Origin of the sequence: Amycolatopsis decaplanina DSM 44594 (genome assembly GCF_000342005.1) — a bacterium.
In the GTDB taxonomy this organism is placed as follows: domain Bacteria; phylum Actinomycetota; class Actinomycetes; order Mycobacteriales; family Pseudonocardiaceae; genus Amycolatopsis; species Amycolatopsis decaplanina.
Window position 1 is genome coordinate 119258 of sequence record NZ_AOHO01000038.1, and the last position, 16301, is coordinate 135558.

Here is a 16301-nt window from a genome sequence, read left to right on the forward strand (position 1 = left end):
CCCGGCCTTTCTTCGATCGTCGTCACAGATCGGTGGCGACGATCTTTTCGATGTTCCTTTCCGCCAGTGCGGTAATGGTGACGAACGGGTTCACCGAGGTATTACCCGGGATCAGCGCGCCGTCGATCACGTACAGCCCCGGATAGCCGTGGAGCCTGCCGTAATTGTCGGTCGCCTTGCCGAGTATCGCGCCGCCGAGCGGGTGGTAGGTGAGATGATCGCCCCAGATCTTGTACGTGCCGAAGAGGTCGGTCCGGTAGATCGTGCCTTCCTTGGCATTGATCTTGTCGAAGATCGTCTTCGCCATCTCGATCGACGGCTGTTTCCAGGCGGTCTGCCAGTCGAGGTCGACCTTGTTCGCGCTAGCGTTCCACGAGAACGTCCCGCGGTTGGGGTTCTTCGTGATCGACAGGTAGAACGAGGCATAGGTCTCGATGCCGGTCGGTAGCGGCGCGACCTCGGCGAACGCGCCGCCCGCCGCCCAGTTGTCGATACCCGCGGTGGGGATGGACGACTGCAGCGCCCCGGTGGCGTCCCACATGTGGTTGGCCCGTCCGCACATGACGTTCCCGTTGTCGCCCCAGCCCTTTCCGACCTCGTTGCCGAGGTTGGGCAGCGCGCCGGTGGCCTTGAGCTTGACCAGCAGTTTGCTCGTGCCGACGCTGCCGGCGGCGAAGAACACCTTGTCCGCGGTGACGGACTTCGTCGCCGTCACGGTGCCGCCGGTGTCGAGCTGCTCCATCACCACGGTGTACCCGCCGCCGGACGCGGGCATGACCGAGGTGACGCGGTGCAGCGCCGAGATCGTCACCCGCCCGGTCGCCTTGATCCGCGGGAGATAGGTCTGCTGCAGAGATTTCTTGCCCGCGTTGTTGCCGTAGAGGATCTCCCCGGCCAGCGCGGACCTCGGGACCGTGCCCGCCTGCTCCTTCTTCATGTAGTCCCAGTCGTACACATCCGGGACGAACAGGAACGGGAAACCCGACCGCTGCGCGTGTTTCCGGCCGACTCGCGCGTACTGGTAGCACTCGGCGGTCTCGAACCAGTCCGGGTCGATGGTGGCGACGCCGAGGCCGGCGTTGGCGCGCGGATAGTAGACGCCGTACATCTCGTCGGCGTTGACCGTGGGCAGGATCGAGCCGAAGTTCTCGCGCTTCGGCGTGACGGCCATCCCGCCGTTCACCAGCGAGCCGCCACCGACGCCGCGGCCCTGGTAGACGGTGATGCCGCCGAACTCCTCGGCGTCGAGGATCCCGGTGTGGCGCGGGACGTCCTTGTCCAGCGGGAAGCCGAGGAAGTTGCTGAGCGGCTGCTTGGTCCTTGTCCGCAGCCAGAACGAGCGGTAGTCGGGCTTGGTGGTGTTGGCGAAGATCTTGCCGTCCGTACCCGGGGTGTCCCATGCCATGCCGAGTTCGACGAGGTGGACGTCGACGCCGGCCTCGGCGAGCCGGAGCGCGGCGACGCAGCCGCCGTACCCGGAACCGATGACGAGCGCCGGGATTCGAGCGGCGTCGGCGATCGAATTTTTCGCGGAAGCGGTCCCGCCGAGGGCGGCAGCCCCCAAGATAGAACCAGTTCCAGCAATGAAGAGGCGGCGGGATAACTGTCCGGAAGCGCTTCTCCGCATGGTTTCGTCGCTCACGTGATCTTCCTCACCGTTGAGGGATTTAGAACAAGTTATACCTGCGGCTATGCCGAGTGGCAATAAAGAAGGCGGATGGGCCACTATGTACTGCTGTGGAGTCCACTCGAGTTGATCGCTGGCTGTGGGCCGTCCGGCTGACCAAGACGCGTCCGGACGCCGCGGCGGCGTGCCGTGGCGGTCATGTCCGTGTGAACGGCAAACCGGCCAAACCCGCGACCACGGTCGTGGCGGGTGACGAAGTGCGTGCGCGGGTGCACGACACGACGCGGATCCTGGAAGTGACGCGGGTGATCCAGAAACGGGTCGGTGCGGCCGACGCCGCGACCTGTTTCATCGACCGGACACCCGCGCCGCCGCCGGAGGCCGCCGTGCCGGTCGCGCGGCGCGAGCGGGGCGCGGGGCGTCCGACCAAGCGGGAACGCCGCGTGCTCGACCGTTTCCGTTCAGGAGAGCGCTGAGCGCGACCCCGGTCACCAGTCCGTGAAGGCCTCCTTGAGGGACCCTGGGTCCCTCAAGGAGGCCTTCACGGACTGGTCGAAATGTTCACATATATGGACATGATTCACATCCGTTGACGGCCGACAGGGACGTGAACTATAAAGACTGGGTCCGGGTGTACACGCCGCAACACCTTCCGTCAGTCCGTCACGGAGGTTTCGGGTGTCCCGAAAAAGTCCTCTTCGTCGTGCCGCCCTACCGGCGGTCGCCGCCGTGGTCGCCACCGCCGCACTCCTGCAGGTACCGCCCGAGGTGGCGGACGCGGCACCGGGGCCCGGCGCGCTGACCGGCCTCGACCTCGGCGCGGCCAATCGCCGCGCGCCGGTCGCGGGGCTCTACGACTGGTCCAAGGCCGGGTACCGCGGTGGTGCCGCGCTGCCGGGCTCCGGTGAAGTGAATCCGAACGCCACCTGTCAGGTCACCGCCGCCGAACTTGCGAGCCAGTACAACGTCAAGCCCGACGACGGCGCCGATGACACGAACGGGATCCAGGCGGCGATCGACGGGATCAAGAGCGCGTGCTCGCCGTCCGGGAGCTACACCAAGCTGAGCACGATCACCTTCCCGGCAGGCCGCTTCGACGTCACGCACGAGATCCACGTCGACGCCGATTACCTGATCCTGCGCGGCGCGGGCAAGGACGCCACGAAGTTCGTCTACAAGCCCGACGTGAACACCCTCTACGACACCCTCACCCCGGACGGTTCCGACTGGGACGAGGACGGGATGACCTCGGGTGCGGGCAAGGGCGGCTGGTTGTGGCCCGGTCGCGGGCTGTTCCGTGTCCAGTCCAGGGGAGTGCACACGTCCTATGCGAGCGACTACGCCTCGGCGCCGGCGAACCGCAAGGACATCTTCGAGGGCACGATCAACGTCCACTGGAAGGCCGGGGTGAAGCTGCGGGGCAAGCCGGGTGACACCGCGTTCGCAGCCCGGATGGGGGACAAGGTCGTCCACCTGGCGAGCAGCGGCGCCCTGACCTCGCTCGCCGCCGGGAACCTGGTCAACATCCGGGCGGCCAACTCGCTGAAGCTCTACGAGCAGCAGCAGGCGACGCCGACCACGTTCCCGTTGCTGAACATGCACATGCGCCAGCAGATCTTCACGATCGCGGCGCTCGACACCACGGCACGCACCATCACCCTCGACAAACCGCTCGAGTACGACGTCCCGGTGAACTCCACGTCGGACGGTTCGGCCCCGATCGACGGCGCCACCTATGACTCGAAGGCCGCACCGCTGGTCGACCCGGTGCTCGGCGTCGGGTTCGAGGACCTCGGGTTCACCCAGGACATGCCGGGCCTGAACCCCGCGGAGGCGAACAACAACTACGGGAACATGGCGCCCGCGGCGGAGATGCACGGGATCGTGTTCAAGTGGGCGGCGAACTCGTGGGTCCGCGGCATCCGGGCGGACATGGCCGGTTCGCATCCGATCGTCACCGAGGAGGCCAAGAACCTCCAGATCGTCGACAACGAACTCAACGGCTCGTGGAACAAGGGAAAGGGTGGCAACGGCTACTTCCGCGGCTCCCGGGTCTGGGATTCGCTCTACGCCGGCAACACTTCGACCCTGCTGCGGCACTTCACCTTCCAGTGGTCCGCCGCCGGCAACGTGGTGATCGGCAACTCGTTCGACTCCGACCTGAACCTGCACGGAGGCTGGGAACGCAACAACCTCTTCGAACTCAACACGGTCAAGGTCCCGTACGCGCACCGCTCCGGGAACTGCCGCGCCAACTGCGGTGAGGAGGGCGGAGGCGGTCCCGACGACTCGAACTGGTTCCCGATCTGGTGGGGCGCGGGCAAGAAGGCGGTCAAATGGTCGGGCGCTTCCGGCTACCGCAACGTGTTCTTCAACAACGCCATGACCAAGCAACTCGCGGACAATGGTCCGTATAACGACTTCTACGCCGACCGGCACCGCGTCTACGCCTTCGGCTGGGACGGCACCGCGTACAAGCACCTCGACGTCGGCGGGACACCGATCGCCGACTGGGCGAAGAACGAGCAGCGGGACTACACCGGAGGGCACGGGGTCGACGCGACCAAGACCGACGCCACGTCGTCGCTGTTCCTGAAGTCCGTCGACGGGACCCCGCCGTCCTCGACGACGAGCCAGACCACGACCACGTCCACCTCGACGACCACCACCCAGACTCCCAGCACGTGCCTGACCGCGACGTTCACCCGCAAGTCGGTGTGGGACAGCGGCTACGGTGCCGGCTTCACGATCACCAATACCTGTTCGGCCGCGGTGGGTTCGTGGACGGTCGAGTTCGACCTGCCCGCCGGGACGACGATCACCGGTTCGTGGAGTTCGGTGCTGACCAGGACCGGGCAGCACTACCGGTTCGGGAACGCGTCCCACAACGGGAGCGTCAAACCCGGCGGCACGGCGACGTTCGGCTTCAACGCCACCGGTCAGGGGCTCCCGGCCGCGTGCTCGATCGCCGGAACGAAATGCGGAGGCACGGAATGACGAGGAAACGACTGCTCGCCGCGATCGCGGCCACGGCGTCTGCGGCGGGCCTGTTCGGCGCCGTCGTCACCGCGGAGGCCGCCGCGCCCAGCCTGACCGCGGTGTTCGCCCAGAGTTCGGCCTGGGACAGCGGGTACGGCGGGAAGTACACGCTCACCAACGCGGGCGACGCGAACAGTGCACAGTGGACGATCGAGTTCGACCTCCCCGAAGGCACCGCGATCACCACCTCGTGGAGCTCGGTGCTCACCAGGACCGGGCAGCACTACAAGGTCACCAACGCCGGCTTCAACGGCACGATCGAACCCGGCGGCACCGCGTCCTTCGGTTTCAACACCACGGGGCTGGGCCTGCCGACCGGCTGCACGGTCAACGGCAGCCCGTGCGGGGGAGGGGCGCCGACCACCACCACGGCACCGACCAGCACCACGACCGTGAGCAACCCGCCGACGACGACCACCACCACCGTTCCCTCGGGAGACGTCGTCGACGTGGGCACCGCGGCGGAACTGCGGGCCGCCCTGGCCGCCGCGAGCCCCGGTCAGACCATCCGGCTGGCCGAGGGAACCTACCGGGGGTCCTTCGTGGCCACGAAACCCGGCACGGCGGACGCGCCGATCACGGTGACCGGACCGGCGACGGCGGTCCTGATCAACGACGGTCCGTCGGGCGAGGCGCCTTCCTGCCCTGCTCCGACGGCGGGCTGGGATTCCGGGTACGGGTTCTGGCTCTACGGCGCGCCGTACTGGCATCTCAAGGGCTTCACCGTGCAGGAATCGAAGAAGGGGATCGTCGCGGACGACTCGCACCACACCGTGATCGAAGGTGTGCGGGTCCACCGGATCGACGAGGAGGCCGTGCACTTCCGTCGCTCCTCGGCCGACAGTGTCATCCGCGACTCGACGATCAGCCACACCGGTCTCGTGCAGGCGGGTTACGGCGAGGGCGTCTACCTCGGATCGGCGAACTCGAATTGGGCGTGTCACGGGAACTCCGGCGGAGTCGACCGAAGCGACCGGATCCAAGTGCTCGACAACCACATCGGGCCGTACGTCGCCGCGGAGGGCATCGATGTCAAGGAGGGCACCGCGGACGGGGTCATCCGGGGCAACAACTTCGACGGCCAAGGGGTTTCCGGGCAGAACTCGGCCGATTCCTGGGTCGACGTCAAGGGATTCGGGTACGTGATCGAGGGGAACACCGGCACCTTCGCCTCGCCGGGGACGTTCGCGAACGGCTACGAGACCCACAACCCGAGCACCACCCCGTCGTTCCCGAACGGCTGCGGCAACGTGTGGCGGGACAACAAGTCCGATCTCGGAGGCGTCGGTCAGTACGCCATCAAGATCACGTCGACGTCGAAGTGTCCGGAGCGGCCCAACGTCGTCTACGCGTCCAACGCCGTGTCGAGTGCGGTGAACGGGCTGACCAACATCCCCGTCACGCCTTGACGGCCGCCGGTGGCGGGAGCGGCACGGCTCCCGCCACCGGCGGGTCAGTCCCGGACCGCGGTGATCGCGACGGTGGCGTAGCGCGTGGTGAACCGGCCGCCAATCCTGTCGATCGCCGTCCCGACCTCGGTGAGGATCTTTTGTCGCACAGTGGGTTCGACCCAGGTGAGCGAGCCGAACGTCGGGAGCTGGTCCAGCCATTCGTCACGGGTGTAGACCCGCTCCCAGTCGTGGCGGCTTCGCTCCGGCTCGCCGAACCTGCCTGCTTCCCGCAGACCGTCGGCGACCTTCACGATGAGTGGCCCGTACGGGTCAGAGGACTGTTTCGGCACGCTCTTGAGATCGATCGGGGCGTCCGGCACGAGCCGCCGGTAAGCGTCCGCCAAGGCCTCCGCGACCTCTTCCGGAGGTTCGGGCACATGCCAGAACGCGGCCAGGATTCCTCCGGGCCGTAGCACTTCGGCGGCCTTGGCGGCGCCCGCCACCGGGTCGACCCAGTGCCAGGCCTGCCCGGAGACGAGCAGGTCGAACCGGCGTCCGGCGGGGTCCCATGCCTCGAACTTCGCGACCTCGACGTCGATCCCGCTCCGGCGGGCGAACTCGGCCATCCGGGGGTCCGGTTCGACGCCCAGTACGTGACAGCCCGCCGCCTGGAACTGGCGAGCTTCGATCCCGGTGCCGGCGCCGACGTCGAGGATTTCGCGGCCGGGAGCCGCGGCGATGAGGTGATCGATGAGTTCCGGGGGATAGGCGGGCCGGGTCCGGTCGTAGCGTTCGACGTCCACGCCGAAGGATTCCGCGGCCTGTCGGTAGCGGTGAGGCTCTTGCCCCGAAGGTAGAGTGGGCATGCGCCCACCTTAAGTGGGCACTTGCCCACTAGTCAACGCAAGGGAGCCGTATGCCGACCGGGGTAGCCTTGCGCGCCGTCCGCGCGCAGTTGTTCGACGCCGCCGAACGGGTCCTGCTGCGGGACGGGCCGAGCGGGCTCACCAGCCGCGCCGTGACCACGGAGGCGGACTGCGCGAAAGGCGTGCTCCACCGGCATTTCGACGACTTCGACGGATTCCTCGCCGAGTTCGTGCTGGATCGGATCGAGAAACTTGACGAGAAGGGCCTCCGGGAGGCCATCGGCACCGGAACGGTCGTGGACAACCTCACCTCGGCGCTCACGGCGGTGTTCGAGTCGGTCGCGGTCGCGATCGTCCCGCTCGTGATCTTCCGCGACGAGCTTCGCGCCCGGTTGCGCCGCGAGTGGCCTGTCGGCATACCGGTGCTGACGCAGGCCGCTGTCATGATCGGCGCTTACCTCGACGAGGAACGAGCGCGAGGCAGGATCGCCGAGGACGCCGATGTCGAGACGCTCGCGGCCACGCTCATCGGTGCCACTCATCTGCTCTACGCCGACCGGACCGCGCCCGCGCCGGAACCGGCGCAGGTGCGGAAAGTGGTGGAAACGGTGATCGCGACGTGAAAAAGGCGGCGAGTCCTCAGTGGACTCGCCGCCTTTTCCCGTGGATCAGGACTGCGCGGCGGTGACGGTGTGCCGCAGCAGCAGCGACGTCGTGACCGGGCCGACGCCGCCGGGGACCGGCGTGATCGAACCCGCGATCTCTTCGACCGCGGCCTGGTCGACGTCGCCGACGAGGCCGCCTTCGGGAGTCGGGTTCGTGCCGACGTCGATCACCACGGCACCGGGCTTGACGTGGTCCGCGCCGATGAAGTGCGCGCGGCCGACGGCCACGACCAGGACGTCCGCGGTCTTGGTGACCGCCGCGAGGTCCTTGGTGCGGGAGTGGCAGACGGTGACCGTCGCGTGCTCGCCGAGCAGCAGCAGAGCGGCGGGCTTGCCGACGATGGTCGAGCGGCCCACGACGGCGACCTGGGCGCCGGACAGGGCGACCTGTTCACGCTTCAGGATCTCCAGCACCGCGGCGGCGGTGGCGGGCGCGTAGGTCGGGAGACCCGCGGTGAGACGGCCGAGGCTGACCGGGTTGGCGCCGTCGACGTCCTTGCGCGGGTCGATGTGCGCGCCGACGTCGTCGAGCGTCACGCCTTCGGGCAGCGGGGTCTGGCAGATGATGCCGTGCACCGACGGGTCCGCGGACAGCTTGTCGAGTTCGCGGGTGACGTCCTCGCCGGTCGGCTTCTCGAGCTGGACGACCCGGCAGTCGACGCCGACCTTCTTCGCGGCACGTTCGATCGAACGCACGTACCAGGCGGTGGCGTCGTCGTCGGTCGGGACGAGTACGGCCAGTGTCGGAGCGGTACCCGATTCGCGAAGCTTGGCGGCGGTCTCGGTGACCTCGGCGGTGATGGCGGCGGCGATCGCGCGCCCGTCGATCAGCGTCATCGGGCGAGCCTTTCGCGAACCTGGGCGATGAGGGCGTCGGCGCGCCCGGCGGCGGGGGTGTACTCGGTGAGACGGGTCTCGGTCTCCTTGCGGAGCTGCTCGTCCGACATGGACGCCAGGTTGACCTCGACGTTGACCACGCCCGATTCGAGCGCGGACTTGGCGGACGAAGCCGCGACCGCGATGTCGGAGATGACGTTGGTGTTGGCGCCTTCGAGGATCGAGGCGGCGACGTCGATGACCTCGGCGGCGAGGGCGGCCGTGCGCAGCGGGACCTCGGCGGCGCCGACCAGGGCGGCCTGGATCGCGGCGGTGCGGGCCTGCTTCTCCTCGTCGGTGGCCTTCGGGAGCTTGTAAGCGGCGACCACCGCGTCGAAGGCGGCGGCGTCGTCGGCGGCGAGGCCGAGCGCACGCGTCCGGAGGTCCTCGGCCTTGCCCAGCGCCTCGGTCATGGTGGCCTCGTGCTCGGCGTACTTCGGCTTGCCGATGGTCAGGTTGCACACCATGGAGACCAGGGCTGCGCCGACCGCGGCGTTCATCGCGGCACCCGCGCCTCCACCGGGCGTCGAGGCCTTCGAAGCCAGCTCGTCGAGCCACTGACCGACCGGTCGATCCTCCACGCGATGTTCCCTTCACGCTGGTTTTGCCGTCGCGCCGAAGCCTACCCGGGGGTTCCTGGACAGCCCGAAGGCCACCTTCGCGACGATCGACTTCGGCGAAGGTGGCCTCGGGAGAACGGGGGTCAGGACCGCTGGTACTCCTCCCAGGTGAGCTTCGGCGAAACGGCGGGGCCGTCGTCGGAACCGCGGCCGGCGAGGCCGTTGTAGCCGAGGTAGTAGTCACCGGCCTGGTGCTGCGCACCGGACGACAGGTCCGGATCGGACAGTGCGATGGCGTGGATGTGGTAGGCGAAGCCCTGGGCCGGGGTCCGGACCCAAGCCGCGAAGCCCACCTGACGCAGCTTCCTTGCGACGTCGGTCCGCGTGGTCGAGGACATGCCCTCGACGCCGATGTCGAGCGCACCGCCACCGTCGTGCGTTCCCGCGGAAGCGCCGACGCCGCCGGGGTTGTACGAGCCCTGTGTGATCGTGAGCTGCCTGCCGAGCAGGCTCTCGGCCTTCACCAGCATCGCCTTGGTGCGGGTGTTCATCGTCTCGCCGTGGTAGGTCAGGCGGCTACCCGCCGAGACCACCGCGGTGACGGTGTACCGGCCCTCGCCCAGCTTCTCGAGTGACGTTTTGCCCGGCAGGCCGGAGGCGTCGATCCCGGTGTAGCCCAGCGACTTCTGATAGCTGGAGTACGCCGTGATGGTCGACGTGCCGAAGTGGCCGTCGACGTATTGCTGGTCGAGCAGCCCCTTGGCGGCCAGCGCCTGCTCCACCAGCAGCACGCTGTCCTTGGCTCCGGGGGTCAACGCGCTGTCGGCACGGCGCGGGTCGATCTGCGCGGCCTTGAGCACCGCTTCCATGCTGGCAGTGGGCAACGCGGTCACCTCGGCGCCGGCCGGTGCGGCCACGCCGAGGGAGAGCACGGTCGCTGTCGCGAGCACGGCTACCTTGGTCAACAATTCCTGCCTCCTGAGCGGATCCGGTTGTCCGGGCAGCATGGGCAGCGTGAATACAAGGGCCGTACAAACGAACCTTTCTCAGGTCCTTGTCGCCCGGTCGGGTGTCACTCCGGCGAAACCGGGGGTGAGCTGATAAGACTTCCGGTGGACGCCGAAAGGTCGAGATCCACATGGTGCTACGTACTTCGCCACCCTCGAGGGCTCATCTCAGACTGCTCGCGGCGGCGGACGCGTCCCCGCCTGCCCGGCGCCGGGACCGGTACGGCGGGATCCCCGACCGGAGGCTGGCCGCGATCCTCGCCGCGGAGGACGTGGCGGAGGAACACGGGCTGAGCGCGCACGTCCGGACGACCTGTTACGTCCACCGCGGCTGGGTGCATCAGTGCATCTCCGATCCGATGCACGTCCTGGTCGTGACCGGCCATCGATGGTGCCGTCGCTGTGATCGCACGATCGAAGTCCAGGTCGACGAGACCTTCCCGGGATCGGTCGAGCTCTTCTGCGACGGCTGCGGCGTCCCGCCGGACACCGTCGCGAACCGCGAGGTCCTCCTGGCCTGCAGGGCCAGTCTGAGCGCCATGCACGGAGGAGAAGTGTCGACGCTTTACGTCGTTCCGGACCGCTGACCGGCACCCGATCGCGCTGTCCGACGGCGCCGGACAGCCGTACCTCCGGCGTCCGATCGGAGCAGTCGGTGGTTTGGACCACCACTGTTATCGAAGCGTGATCTGGACATATCGCACGGACGGCTACTTTGTTGTGGCGCGCAACGAATTGCTTCGCCCGTGGATTTCCAACGCCGGAGGTGTCACGACGTGAACCGGATCTTTGTGCAGCCCGAACGGCGGAAAGGGGTCCGTGGCGTGCTCGCCCTCGGCCTTTCCGCGCTCCTGATCGCCACCGGACTCGGTGGTGCCACCGCCGCGGCCGCCGACTACAGCCAGAGTGCCGCGTCCTTGAACGCGACCCAGGCACAGTTCTCCTTCACGCCGGCGACCCCCGCGCGGTACGTCGACATCCACTACACCGGTGTTCCGGGAGTGGGGCAGCAGAACGTCCGCATGGCCGACGACGGCGGCACGTGGCGGCACACCGTCGGCTCGCTGTCGGCCGGCACGGTGCTCGACTACTGGTTCACCTACGAGAAGAACGGGCCGCAGTACGACACCCCGCACTTCACCTACACCCACGGCGGCGGTGGCACGACCGTCGCCTCGCCGACGTTCGATCCGCCGGGGGGCAGTTATCCGAGCGCCCGCTCGGTGACCTTGTCGAGCGCGACGGCCGGCGCGGCCATCCGGTACACAGTGGACGGTTCCACGCCGACCGCGTCGTCCACTCTGTACACCGGGCCGATCACGGTCTCCGCGTCCTCGACGATCTCCGCGATCGCGCTCAAGTCGGGCTCGGCGAACTCCCCGGTGGCGTCGGCGAGCTACACGATCGGATCGACACAGGCGACGTGCCCCGCCCAGGCCGAGGTCCCGGACTTCGGACCGAATGTGCGGATCTTCGACCCGGGCATGTCGGCGTCGTCGATCCAGGCCAGGCTGGACGCGGACTTCACCGCGCAGAAGGACACCCTGACCGCGCAGTTCACCGAGCGCCGGTACGCGCACCTGTTCAAGCCCGGCGTGTACAACGGGATTCACGACAACGTCGGCTACTACACCTCCGTCGCGGGCCTCGGGCAGAACCCGGGCGACGTCGTGATCAACGGTGACGTGACCGTCGACGCGTTCAACGAGTCGGACAAGGGTGTGGCGCTGCAGAACTTCTGGCGCTCGGCGGAGAACCTCGCCGTGGTCCCGAGCAGCGGCTCGACCCGCTGGGCCGTCGCGCAGGCCGCGCCGTTCCGCCGGATGGACATCCGCGGCGGGCTGCAGCTCTACCCGGCCAGCTACGGGTTCGCGAGCGGCGGCTACACCGCCGACACCAAGGTCTCCGGTCAGGCCGCGTCGATCTCGCAACAGCAGTGGTACACCCGTGACAGCAGCTACGGCAGCTGGGACGGCGGGGTCTGGAACATGGTCTTCTCCGGGACGAGCGGCGCTCCCGCGAACACCTTCCCGAACCCGCCGGAGACGACGCTGGGCACCACGCCGGTGTCCCGCGACGTCCCGTATCTCTACCTCGACGGCTCCGGCAAGTACCGCGTGTTCCTGCCCTCCCTGCGTACCGGCGCTTCCGGGCCGAGCTGGGTCAATGGCGGCACTCAGGGCAGCTCACTGCCGATGAGCCAGTTCTACGTCGTGAAGGCGGGGGACACGGCGTCGTCGATCAACGCCGCGCTTTCCCAAGGCTGCAACCTGTTCTTCACGCCGGGCGTCTACCACCTCGACCAGACGCTCAATGTGACGAAGGCGAACACCGTCGTCCTCGGCGTCGGCTACCCGACGCTGGTGCCGGACAACGGCGTCGACGCGATGCGGGTCGCCGACGTGGACGGCGTCCGGCTCAAGGGCCTGCTGTTCGACGCCGGAACGACCAACTCGCAGTCACTGCTCACGGTCGGCCAGGCGGGCGCGACGGCGAACCACTCGGCGAACCCGACGACGGTGCAGGACGTGTTCTTCCGGATCGGCGGTCAGATCGCGGGGAAGGCGACGAACAGCCTGATCGTCAACAGCCGCGACACGATCATCGACCACATCTGGGCCTGGCGGGCCGACCACGGCAACGCGGGCACCTACGGCTGGACGATCAACACCGGCGACACCGGCGTGGTCGTCAACGGCGACAACGTGCTGGCGACCGGCCTGTTCGTCGAGCATTACCAGAAGTACCAGGTGATCTGGAACGGCCAGAACGGCAGGACGATCTTCTTCCAGAACGAGATCCCGTACGACGTCCCTGATCAGGCGGGCTGGAAGAGCCCCAACGGGCTCAACGGGTACGCCGCCTACAAGGTGGGGGACAACGTGACCACGCACGAGGCGTGGGGCCTGGGCAGTTACTGCTTCTTCAACGACAACCCGTCGGTGAACCTCCACCACGCGTTCGAGGTGCCGAACCGCTCCGGCGTCCGGTTCCACAACATGGTGACGGTTTCGCTGAACTACAAGGGGACCATCACCCACGTGATCAACGACGCCGGGGCGGTGACGCCGCCCGGGACGACACCGAGCAACTTGGTGAGCTACCCGTAACGCGGCCGCCCTCGTGAGTGGTAAGGACGGTTAGAACCGTCCTTACCACTCACGAGTCCTTCACGCGCCGACCATGTGCCCCGCCACCGCCACGTCGCGAAAGCCACGTTCAGGACATCCAACGTCGCGAACGTGGCTTTCGCGACACGCTCCGACATCACGAAGCTACCTTTGCCTTACCCCTCATGGAACCGTCCTTGCCACTCACGAGTCTGTATAACGTCCTATACCACTCGGCTTCGTGTTGATCTTCGTCAGGCGGGCTGGTCCTGAGCACGGCGATCATCGATCTCTCGGCGCTGGAACTGCGGTTCGGCGACGTGGGGGAAAGCGGGATGACCCGCTATCACGGTCGCTACTCGATCGACAACTTCAGCCACGTGAAGGGCGTGCGGGACAAGCCGCTCGCAGGTGAATCACCGGCCTTCCCGGCTGCCTTCGTAAGCCCGCTCGCGTAGCCCGGCGAGCCAGCCGGGCCGCGGCTCCCAGCCCCGCGGCGGGTGAAGCATCGGATCGAAAGCGGGACGAGAGGCGTCTTCGTCCACCTCGTGGAGGGTCAGCGTCGCGCAGGGCTTCCGATGTCCGTTGGCGCGGACAGTCTCGAAGAGGTAGGTCACCGGCCCTTCCGCCACCAGTCGCGTCAAGGCGTCCAGTGACGCTTCGGCGTGCCGTGACGTCTCCGCGCGGGCCGACAGCCAGATCAGGTCGCCCTTCGTGCGATAGGGCAACAAAGTGCTGTAGCGCCCGGTGGTCCAGGCTCGCGCCGGCCGCGGCAACACGCGGCCGGCGAGGCCGGTACCCGAAGTAGTCAGCGTGAGATCCCACGGATCACCGTCGGCCGAAGGAATCCGAACCGCCAGCCCCAGCGCGTCGGGCAGCCGCCCCGGGAGTCCGGCTCCCTTGGACATCCGCACGGTGACGGCCACCGGCTCCTCCGGCAGCGCGAGGTCATCGTGCGCCAGAGCGTGAAGTTCTCCTTTGAGCAGTAGACCGTTCGGGTGAAAGGCTCTCGCCCCGCGAAGTACCGCGAGGGCATGGAAGCCGATGCGGAAGAACTCGCCGACCGGCCCGGCCCGCGATGCGTTGACCTCAGCCACGATTTCCACCCTCCGTGTGACGCGCGTGCTTTCGCGGTGGCTACCCCGGACGCGCCGGATCACACGGGAAATCCCACGAATTCGAAGACGCCGATCGGTCTCGGTTTTCCGGTGTGACCGGCTTTCGCACGGGTACCCGACGTGGTGTTCGCCCAACGGGCGTCCGAGAGTCTCTTCCACCTTGGATCGGAGGAAATCATGACTGCATCGCCGACCATGGTTCGGCGGGCTCCGCGCCAGCTCATCGCCCTCGGGGTGGGCGCGGTCTTCCTGCTCGTCGGCATCCTTGGCTTCATCCCCGGCATCACGACGAACTACGAGCAGCTGAGCGGCGCCGGGCATGATTCCGGCGCGTTGCTGCTGGGTGTGTTCCAGGTGTCGGTCCTGCACAACATCGTCCACCTGGCGTTCGGCGTCGCGGGCATCCTGCTGGCCCGGACGGTGAGCGGCGCGAGGGCGTTCCTTGTCGGCGGCGGGGTGATTTACCTCGTGCTCTGGCTTTACGGGCTGTTGATCGACCACGGATCGGCGGCGAATTTCGTGCCCGTCAACACTGCCGACAACTGGCTGCACCTCGGGCTCGCCGTCGGGATGATCGCCCTCGGGCTCATTCCGCTCTCCGGCTCGAAGGCACCTATCGCCGACTCGCGTTAGTCCCTACCCCTGAATTCTTCGGAGGTTGTCAGTGTTCCGTCATACCAAATCGCTCCAATTCGAGGCCAAGCCGGAAAAGCCGGACGCCTTGTACGCCCGAAGGCTGCAGGAACTGATCGGTGGCGCCTACGGTGAAATGACCGTCACCATGCAGTATCTCTTCCAGGGCTGGAATTGCCGGATCGAGGGCAAGTACAAGGATCTGATCATGGACACGGCGACCGAGGAGATCGGTCACGTCGAAATGCTGGCGACGATGGTCGCCCGGCTGCTGGAAGGCGCGCCCGCCACCACGGTGGCCGAGGCGGCGAAGGACCCGGCCACCGCGGCGATCCTCGGCGGGATGGATCCCCAGCAGGCGATCATCTCCGGTGGCGGCGCCACGCCGAGCGACAGCCAGGGTTACCCGTGGAACGGCCGTTACATCGTGGCATCGGGCAATCTGCTGGCCGATTTCCGGGCGAACGCCGCGGCGGAGGCGCAGGGCCGGTTGCAGACGGCCCGGCTGTACAACATGACCGACGACCCGGGTGTGAAGGCGATGCTGCAGTTCAACCTCGCACGGGACACGGTGCACCAGAAGCAGTGGCTCGCCGCGATCGAGGAACTCAAGGCCGACGGCCTGGAAAGCGACATCGCGCCGACGGCGCTGTTCGACGAGGAGAACCAGGCCCACAACAACACCGTTTGGCACTTGTCCGACGGTCCGGACGGCTCGAAGGGCGGCTGGAGCTTCGGCGAAGACGGGATCGAGTACCTGATGGACCCCGAGCCGCTCGGCGGCCCGGGCACCGCTCCGAAGCCCGATCCGGCGCTCTACGGCACCTATGCGCCGCTGCAGGACGCGGTCGGGACGGTCAAGGGCAAGGCCAAGGACATGAAGAAGAAGGCCACCAAGTCGCGCAAGAGCTAGGCGCGCCGAACCGCGTGAAGGGAGCCCTTCCCCGGCACTGCCAGGGGAGAGCTCCCTTCATGGGTGCTGTGGGCGAACGAGTCAGTCGGCGGGTGATCCAGGGGCACGCTCTTTGCCACGCGCGAGTTCGGCGTCCAGCTCGGCGCGGAGGAGGATGAGCGCGGCCGCCCACAACGCTGCCGACAGACCCCGAGGCAGTCAAGCCGAGTGTCCAGGTCGGAGCCACGCACACTGCCACCGTGCAGGTCGATCGACACCGTGATCCTTAGCTCGAACGCGTGAACCCCACCGCATCCCAAACCCACACGTCCGTCCCAGCCTGCTCGAACTTCTCGATCAGCACGTCCGCCAAGTGCGGCAGCAACACCTTCAACTGGTCATCGCACGCCGGACATGATCACAGAGGCACCCGCTGCCCCCGACAGCCGGCCCACCACGCCGATCACCAAACTTTGGACAGAGCCGAACGTTTTACAGTCCCGCGGCCGTGAAGTCC

Annotated in this window: 14 protein-coding genes; 8 read left to right on the forward strand and 6 right to left on the reverse strand. The window is 67.6% G+C overall.

What is annotated here, in order from left to right:
• Window positions 1–22 precede the first annotated feature (22 nt).
• Window positions 23–1564, reverse strand: a complete 1542-nt coding sequence (locus H074_RS08185; RefSeq protein ID WP_007029561.1) for a GMC oxidoreductase — start codon at window positions 1562–1564, stop codon at window positions 23–25.
• Between the two features lie 173 nt (window positions 1565–1737).
• Here H074_RS08185 and H074_RS08190 point away from each other — a divergent pair, with 173 nt between their 5' ends.
• From H074_RS08190 to H074_RS08200, 3 genes are all read left to right on the forward strand, one after another.
• A complete protein-coding gene (locus tag H074_RS08190; RefSeq protein WP_007029562.1) occupies window positions 1738–2103 on the forward strand; it encodes an RNA-binding S4 domain-containing protein in 366 nt (121 codons plus the stop codon).
• 202 nt (window positions 2104–2305) lie between these two features.
• Window positions 2306–4624 (forward strand): cellulose-binding domain-containing protein, encoded by a 2319-nt coding sequence (locus H074_RS08195; protein WP_235096699.1) that lies wholly within the window; start codon window positions 2306–2308, stop codon window positions 4622–4624.
• A complete protein-coding gene (locus H074_RS08200) occupies window positions 4621–6075 on the forward strand; it encodes a cellulose binding domain-containing protein (protein WP_083920390.1) in 1455 nt (484 codons plus the stop codon). Before H074_RS08195 ends, H074_RS08200 begins: the two co-directional genes overlap by 4 nt.
• Before the next feature lie 44 nt (window positions 6076–6119).
• On the opposite strand, the gene H074_RS08205 is transcribed toward H074_RS08200, so the two are convergent.
• On the reverse strand, window positions 6120–6860 hold the full coding sequence (locus H074_RS08205; RefSeq protein WP_007029563.1) for a class I SAM-dependent methyltransferase: 741 nt from the start codon (window positions 6858–6860) through the stop codon (window positions 6120–6122).
• Window positions 6861–6973: 113 nt separating this feature from the next.
• Here H074_RS08205 and H074_RS08210 point away from each other — a divergent pair, with 113 nt between their 5' ends.
• Window positions 6974–7546: a TetR/AcrR family transcriptional regulator gene (locus H074_RS08210; protein ID WP_007029564.1), complete on the forward strand. Its 573-nt coding sequence runs from the start codon at window positions 6974–6976 to the stop codon at window positions 7544–7546.
• A 45-nt stretch (window positions 7547–7591) separates the two neighbouring features.
• Here the strand turns inward: H074_RS08210 and H074_RS08215 are convergent, their stop codons facing one another.
• The 3 genes from H074_RS08215 to H074_RS08225 form a co-directional block, all read right to left on the reverse strand.
• A complete protein-coding gene (locus tag H074_RS08215; protein WP_007029565.1) occupies window positions 7592–8425 on the reverse strand; it encodes a bifunctional 5,10-methylenetetrahydrofolate dehydrogenase/5,10-methenyltetrahydrofolate cyclohydrolase in 834 nt (277 codons plus the stop codon).
• A complete protein-coding gene (locus H074_RS08220) occupies window positions 8422–9045 on the reverse strand; it encodes a cyclodeaminase/cyclohydrolase family protein (RefSeq protein WP_007029566.1) in 624 nt (207 codons plus the stop codon). The genes H074_RS08215 and H074_RS08220 overlap by 4 nt, the downstream gene beginning before the upstream one ends.
• A gap of 122 nt (window positions 9046–9167) precedes the next feature.
• Window positions 9168–9992 (reverse strand): hypothetical protein, encoded by an 825-nt coding sequence (locus H074_RS08225; protein ID WP_039921868.1) that lies wholly within the window; start codon window positions 9990–9992, stop codon window positions 9168–9170.
• Between the two features lie 170 nt (window positions 9993–10162).
• Between H074_RS08225 and H074_RS08230 the strand changes: the two genes are divergently transcribed.
• Both H074_RS08230 and H074_RS08235 read left to right on the forward strand, forming a co-directional pair.
• Window positions 10163–10618 carry a hypothetical protein gene (locus H074_RS08230; RefSeq protein WP_007029568.1) on the forward strand — a complete coding sequence of 152 codons (456 nt, stop codon included), beginning with the start codon at window positions 10163–10165 and terminating at the stop codon, window positions 10616–10618.
• A 189-nt stretch (window positions 10619–10807) separates the two neighbouring features.
• On the forward strand, window positions 10808–13141 hold the full coding sequence (locus H074_RS08235) for a chitobiase/beta-hexosaminidase C-terminal domain-containing protein (RefSeq protein WP_007029569.1): 2334 nt from the start codon (window positions 10808–10810) through the stop codon (window positions 13139–13141).
• A 416-nt stretch (window positions 13142–13557) separates the two neighbouring features.
• On the opposite strand, the gene H074_RS08240 is transcribed toward H074_RS08235, so the two are convergent.
• Window positions 13558–14238, reverse strand: coding sequence for a hypothetical protein (locus tag H074_RS08240; protein WP_007029571.1), 681 nt, complete (start codon window positions 14236–14238; stop codon window positions 13558–13560).
• Window positions 14239–14436: 198 nt separating this feature from the next.
• Between H074_RS08240 and H074_RS08245 the strand changes: the two genes are divergently transcribed.
• Window positions 14437–14892 carry a DUF4383 domain-containing protein gene (locus H074_RS08245; protein ID WP_039921824.1) on the forward strand — a complete coding sequence of 152 codons (456 nt, stop codon included), beginning with the start codon at window positions 14437–14439 and terminating at the stop codon, window positions 14890–14892.
• A 31-nt stretch (window positions 14893–14923) separates the two neighbouring features.
• Entirely contained in the window at window positions 14924–15805 is an 882-nt protein-coding gene (locus H074_RS08250) for a manganese catalase (protein WP_007029573.1), read from the forward strand.
• Window positions 15806–16301 lie beyond the last annotated feature (496 nt).

What these genes read in the sequence shown, in the direction of transcription:
- H074_RS08200 (WP_083920390.1), top strand. Translation starts at nt 4,621, where the DNA reads ATGACGAGGAAACGACTGCTCGCCGCGATCGCGGCCACGGCGTCTGCG.
- H074_RS08210 (WP_007029564.1), top strand. Translation starts at nt 6,974, where the DNA reads ATGCCGACCGGGGTAGCCTTGCGCGCCGTCCGCGCGCAGTTGTTCGAC.
- H074_RS08215 (WP_007029565.1), bottom strand. Translation starts at nt 8,425, where the DNA reads ATGACGCTGATCGACGGGCGCGCGATCGCCGCCGCCATCACCGCCGAG.
- H074_RS08230 (WP_007029568.1), top strand. Translation starts at nt 10,163, where the DNA reads ATGGTGCTACGTACTTCGCCACCCTCGAGGGCTCATCTCAGACTGCTC.
- H074_RS08245 (WP_039921824.1), top strand. Translation starts at nt 14,437, where the DNA reads ATGACTGCATCGCCGACCATGGTTCGGCGGGCTCCGCGCCAGCTCATC.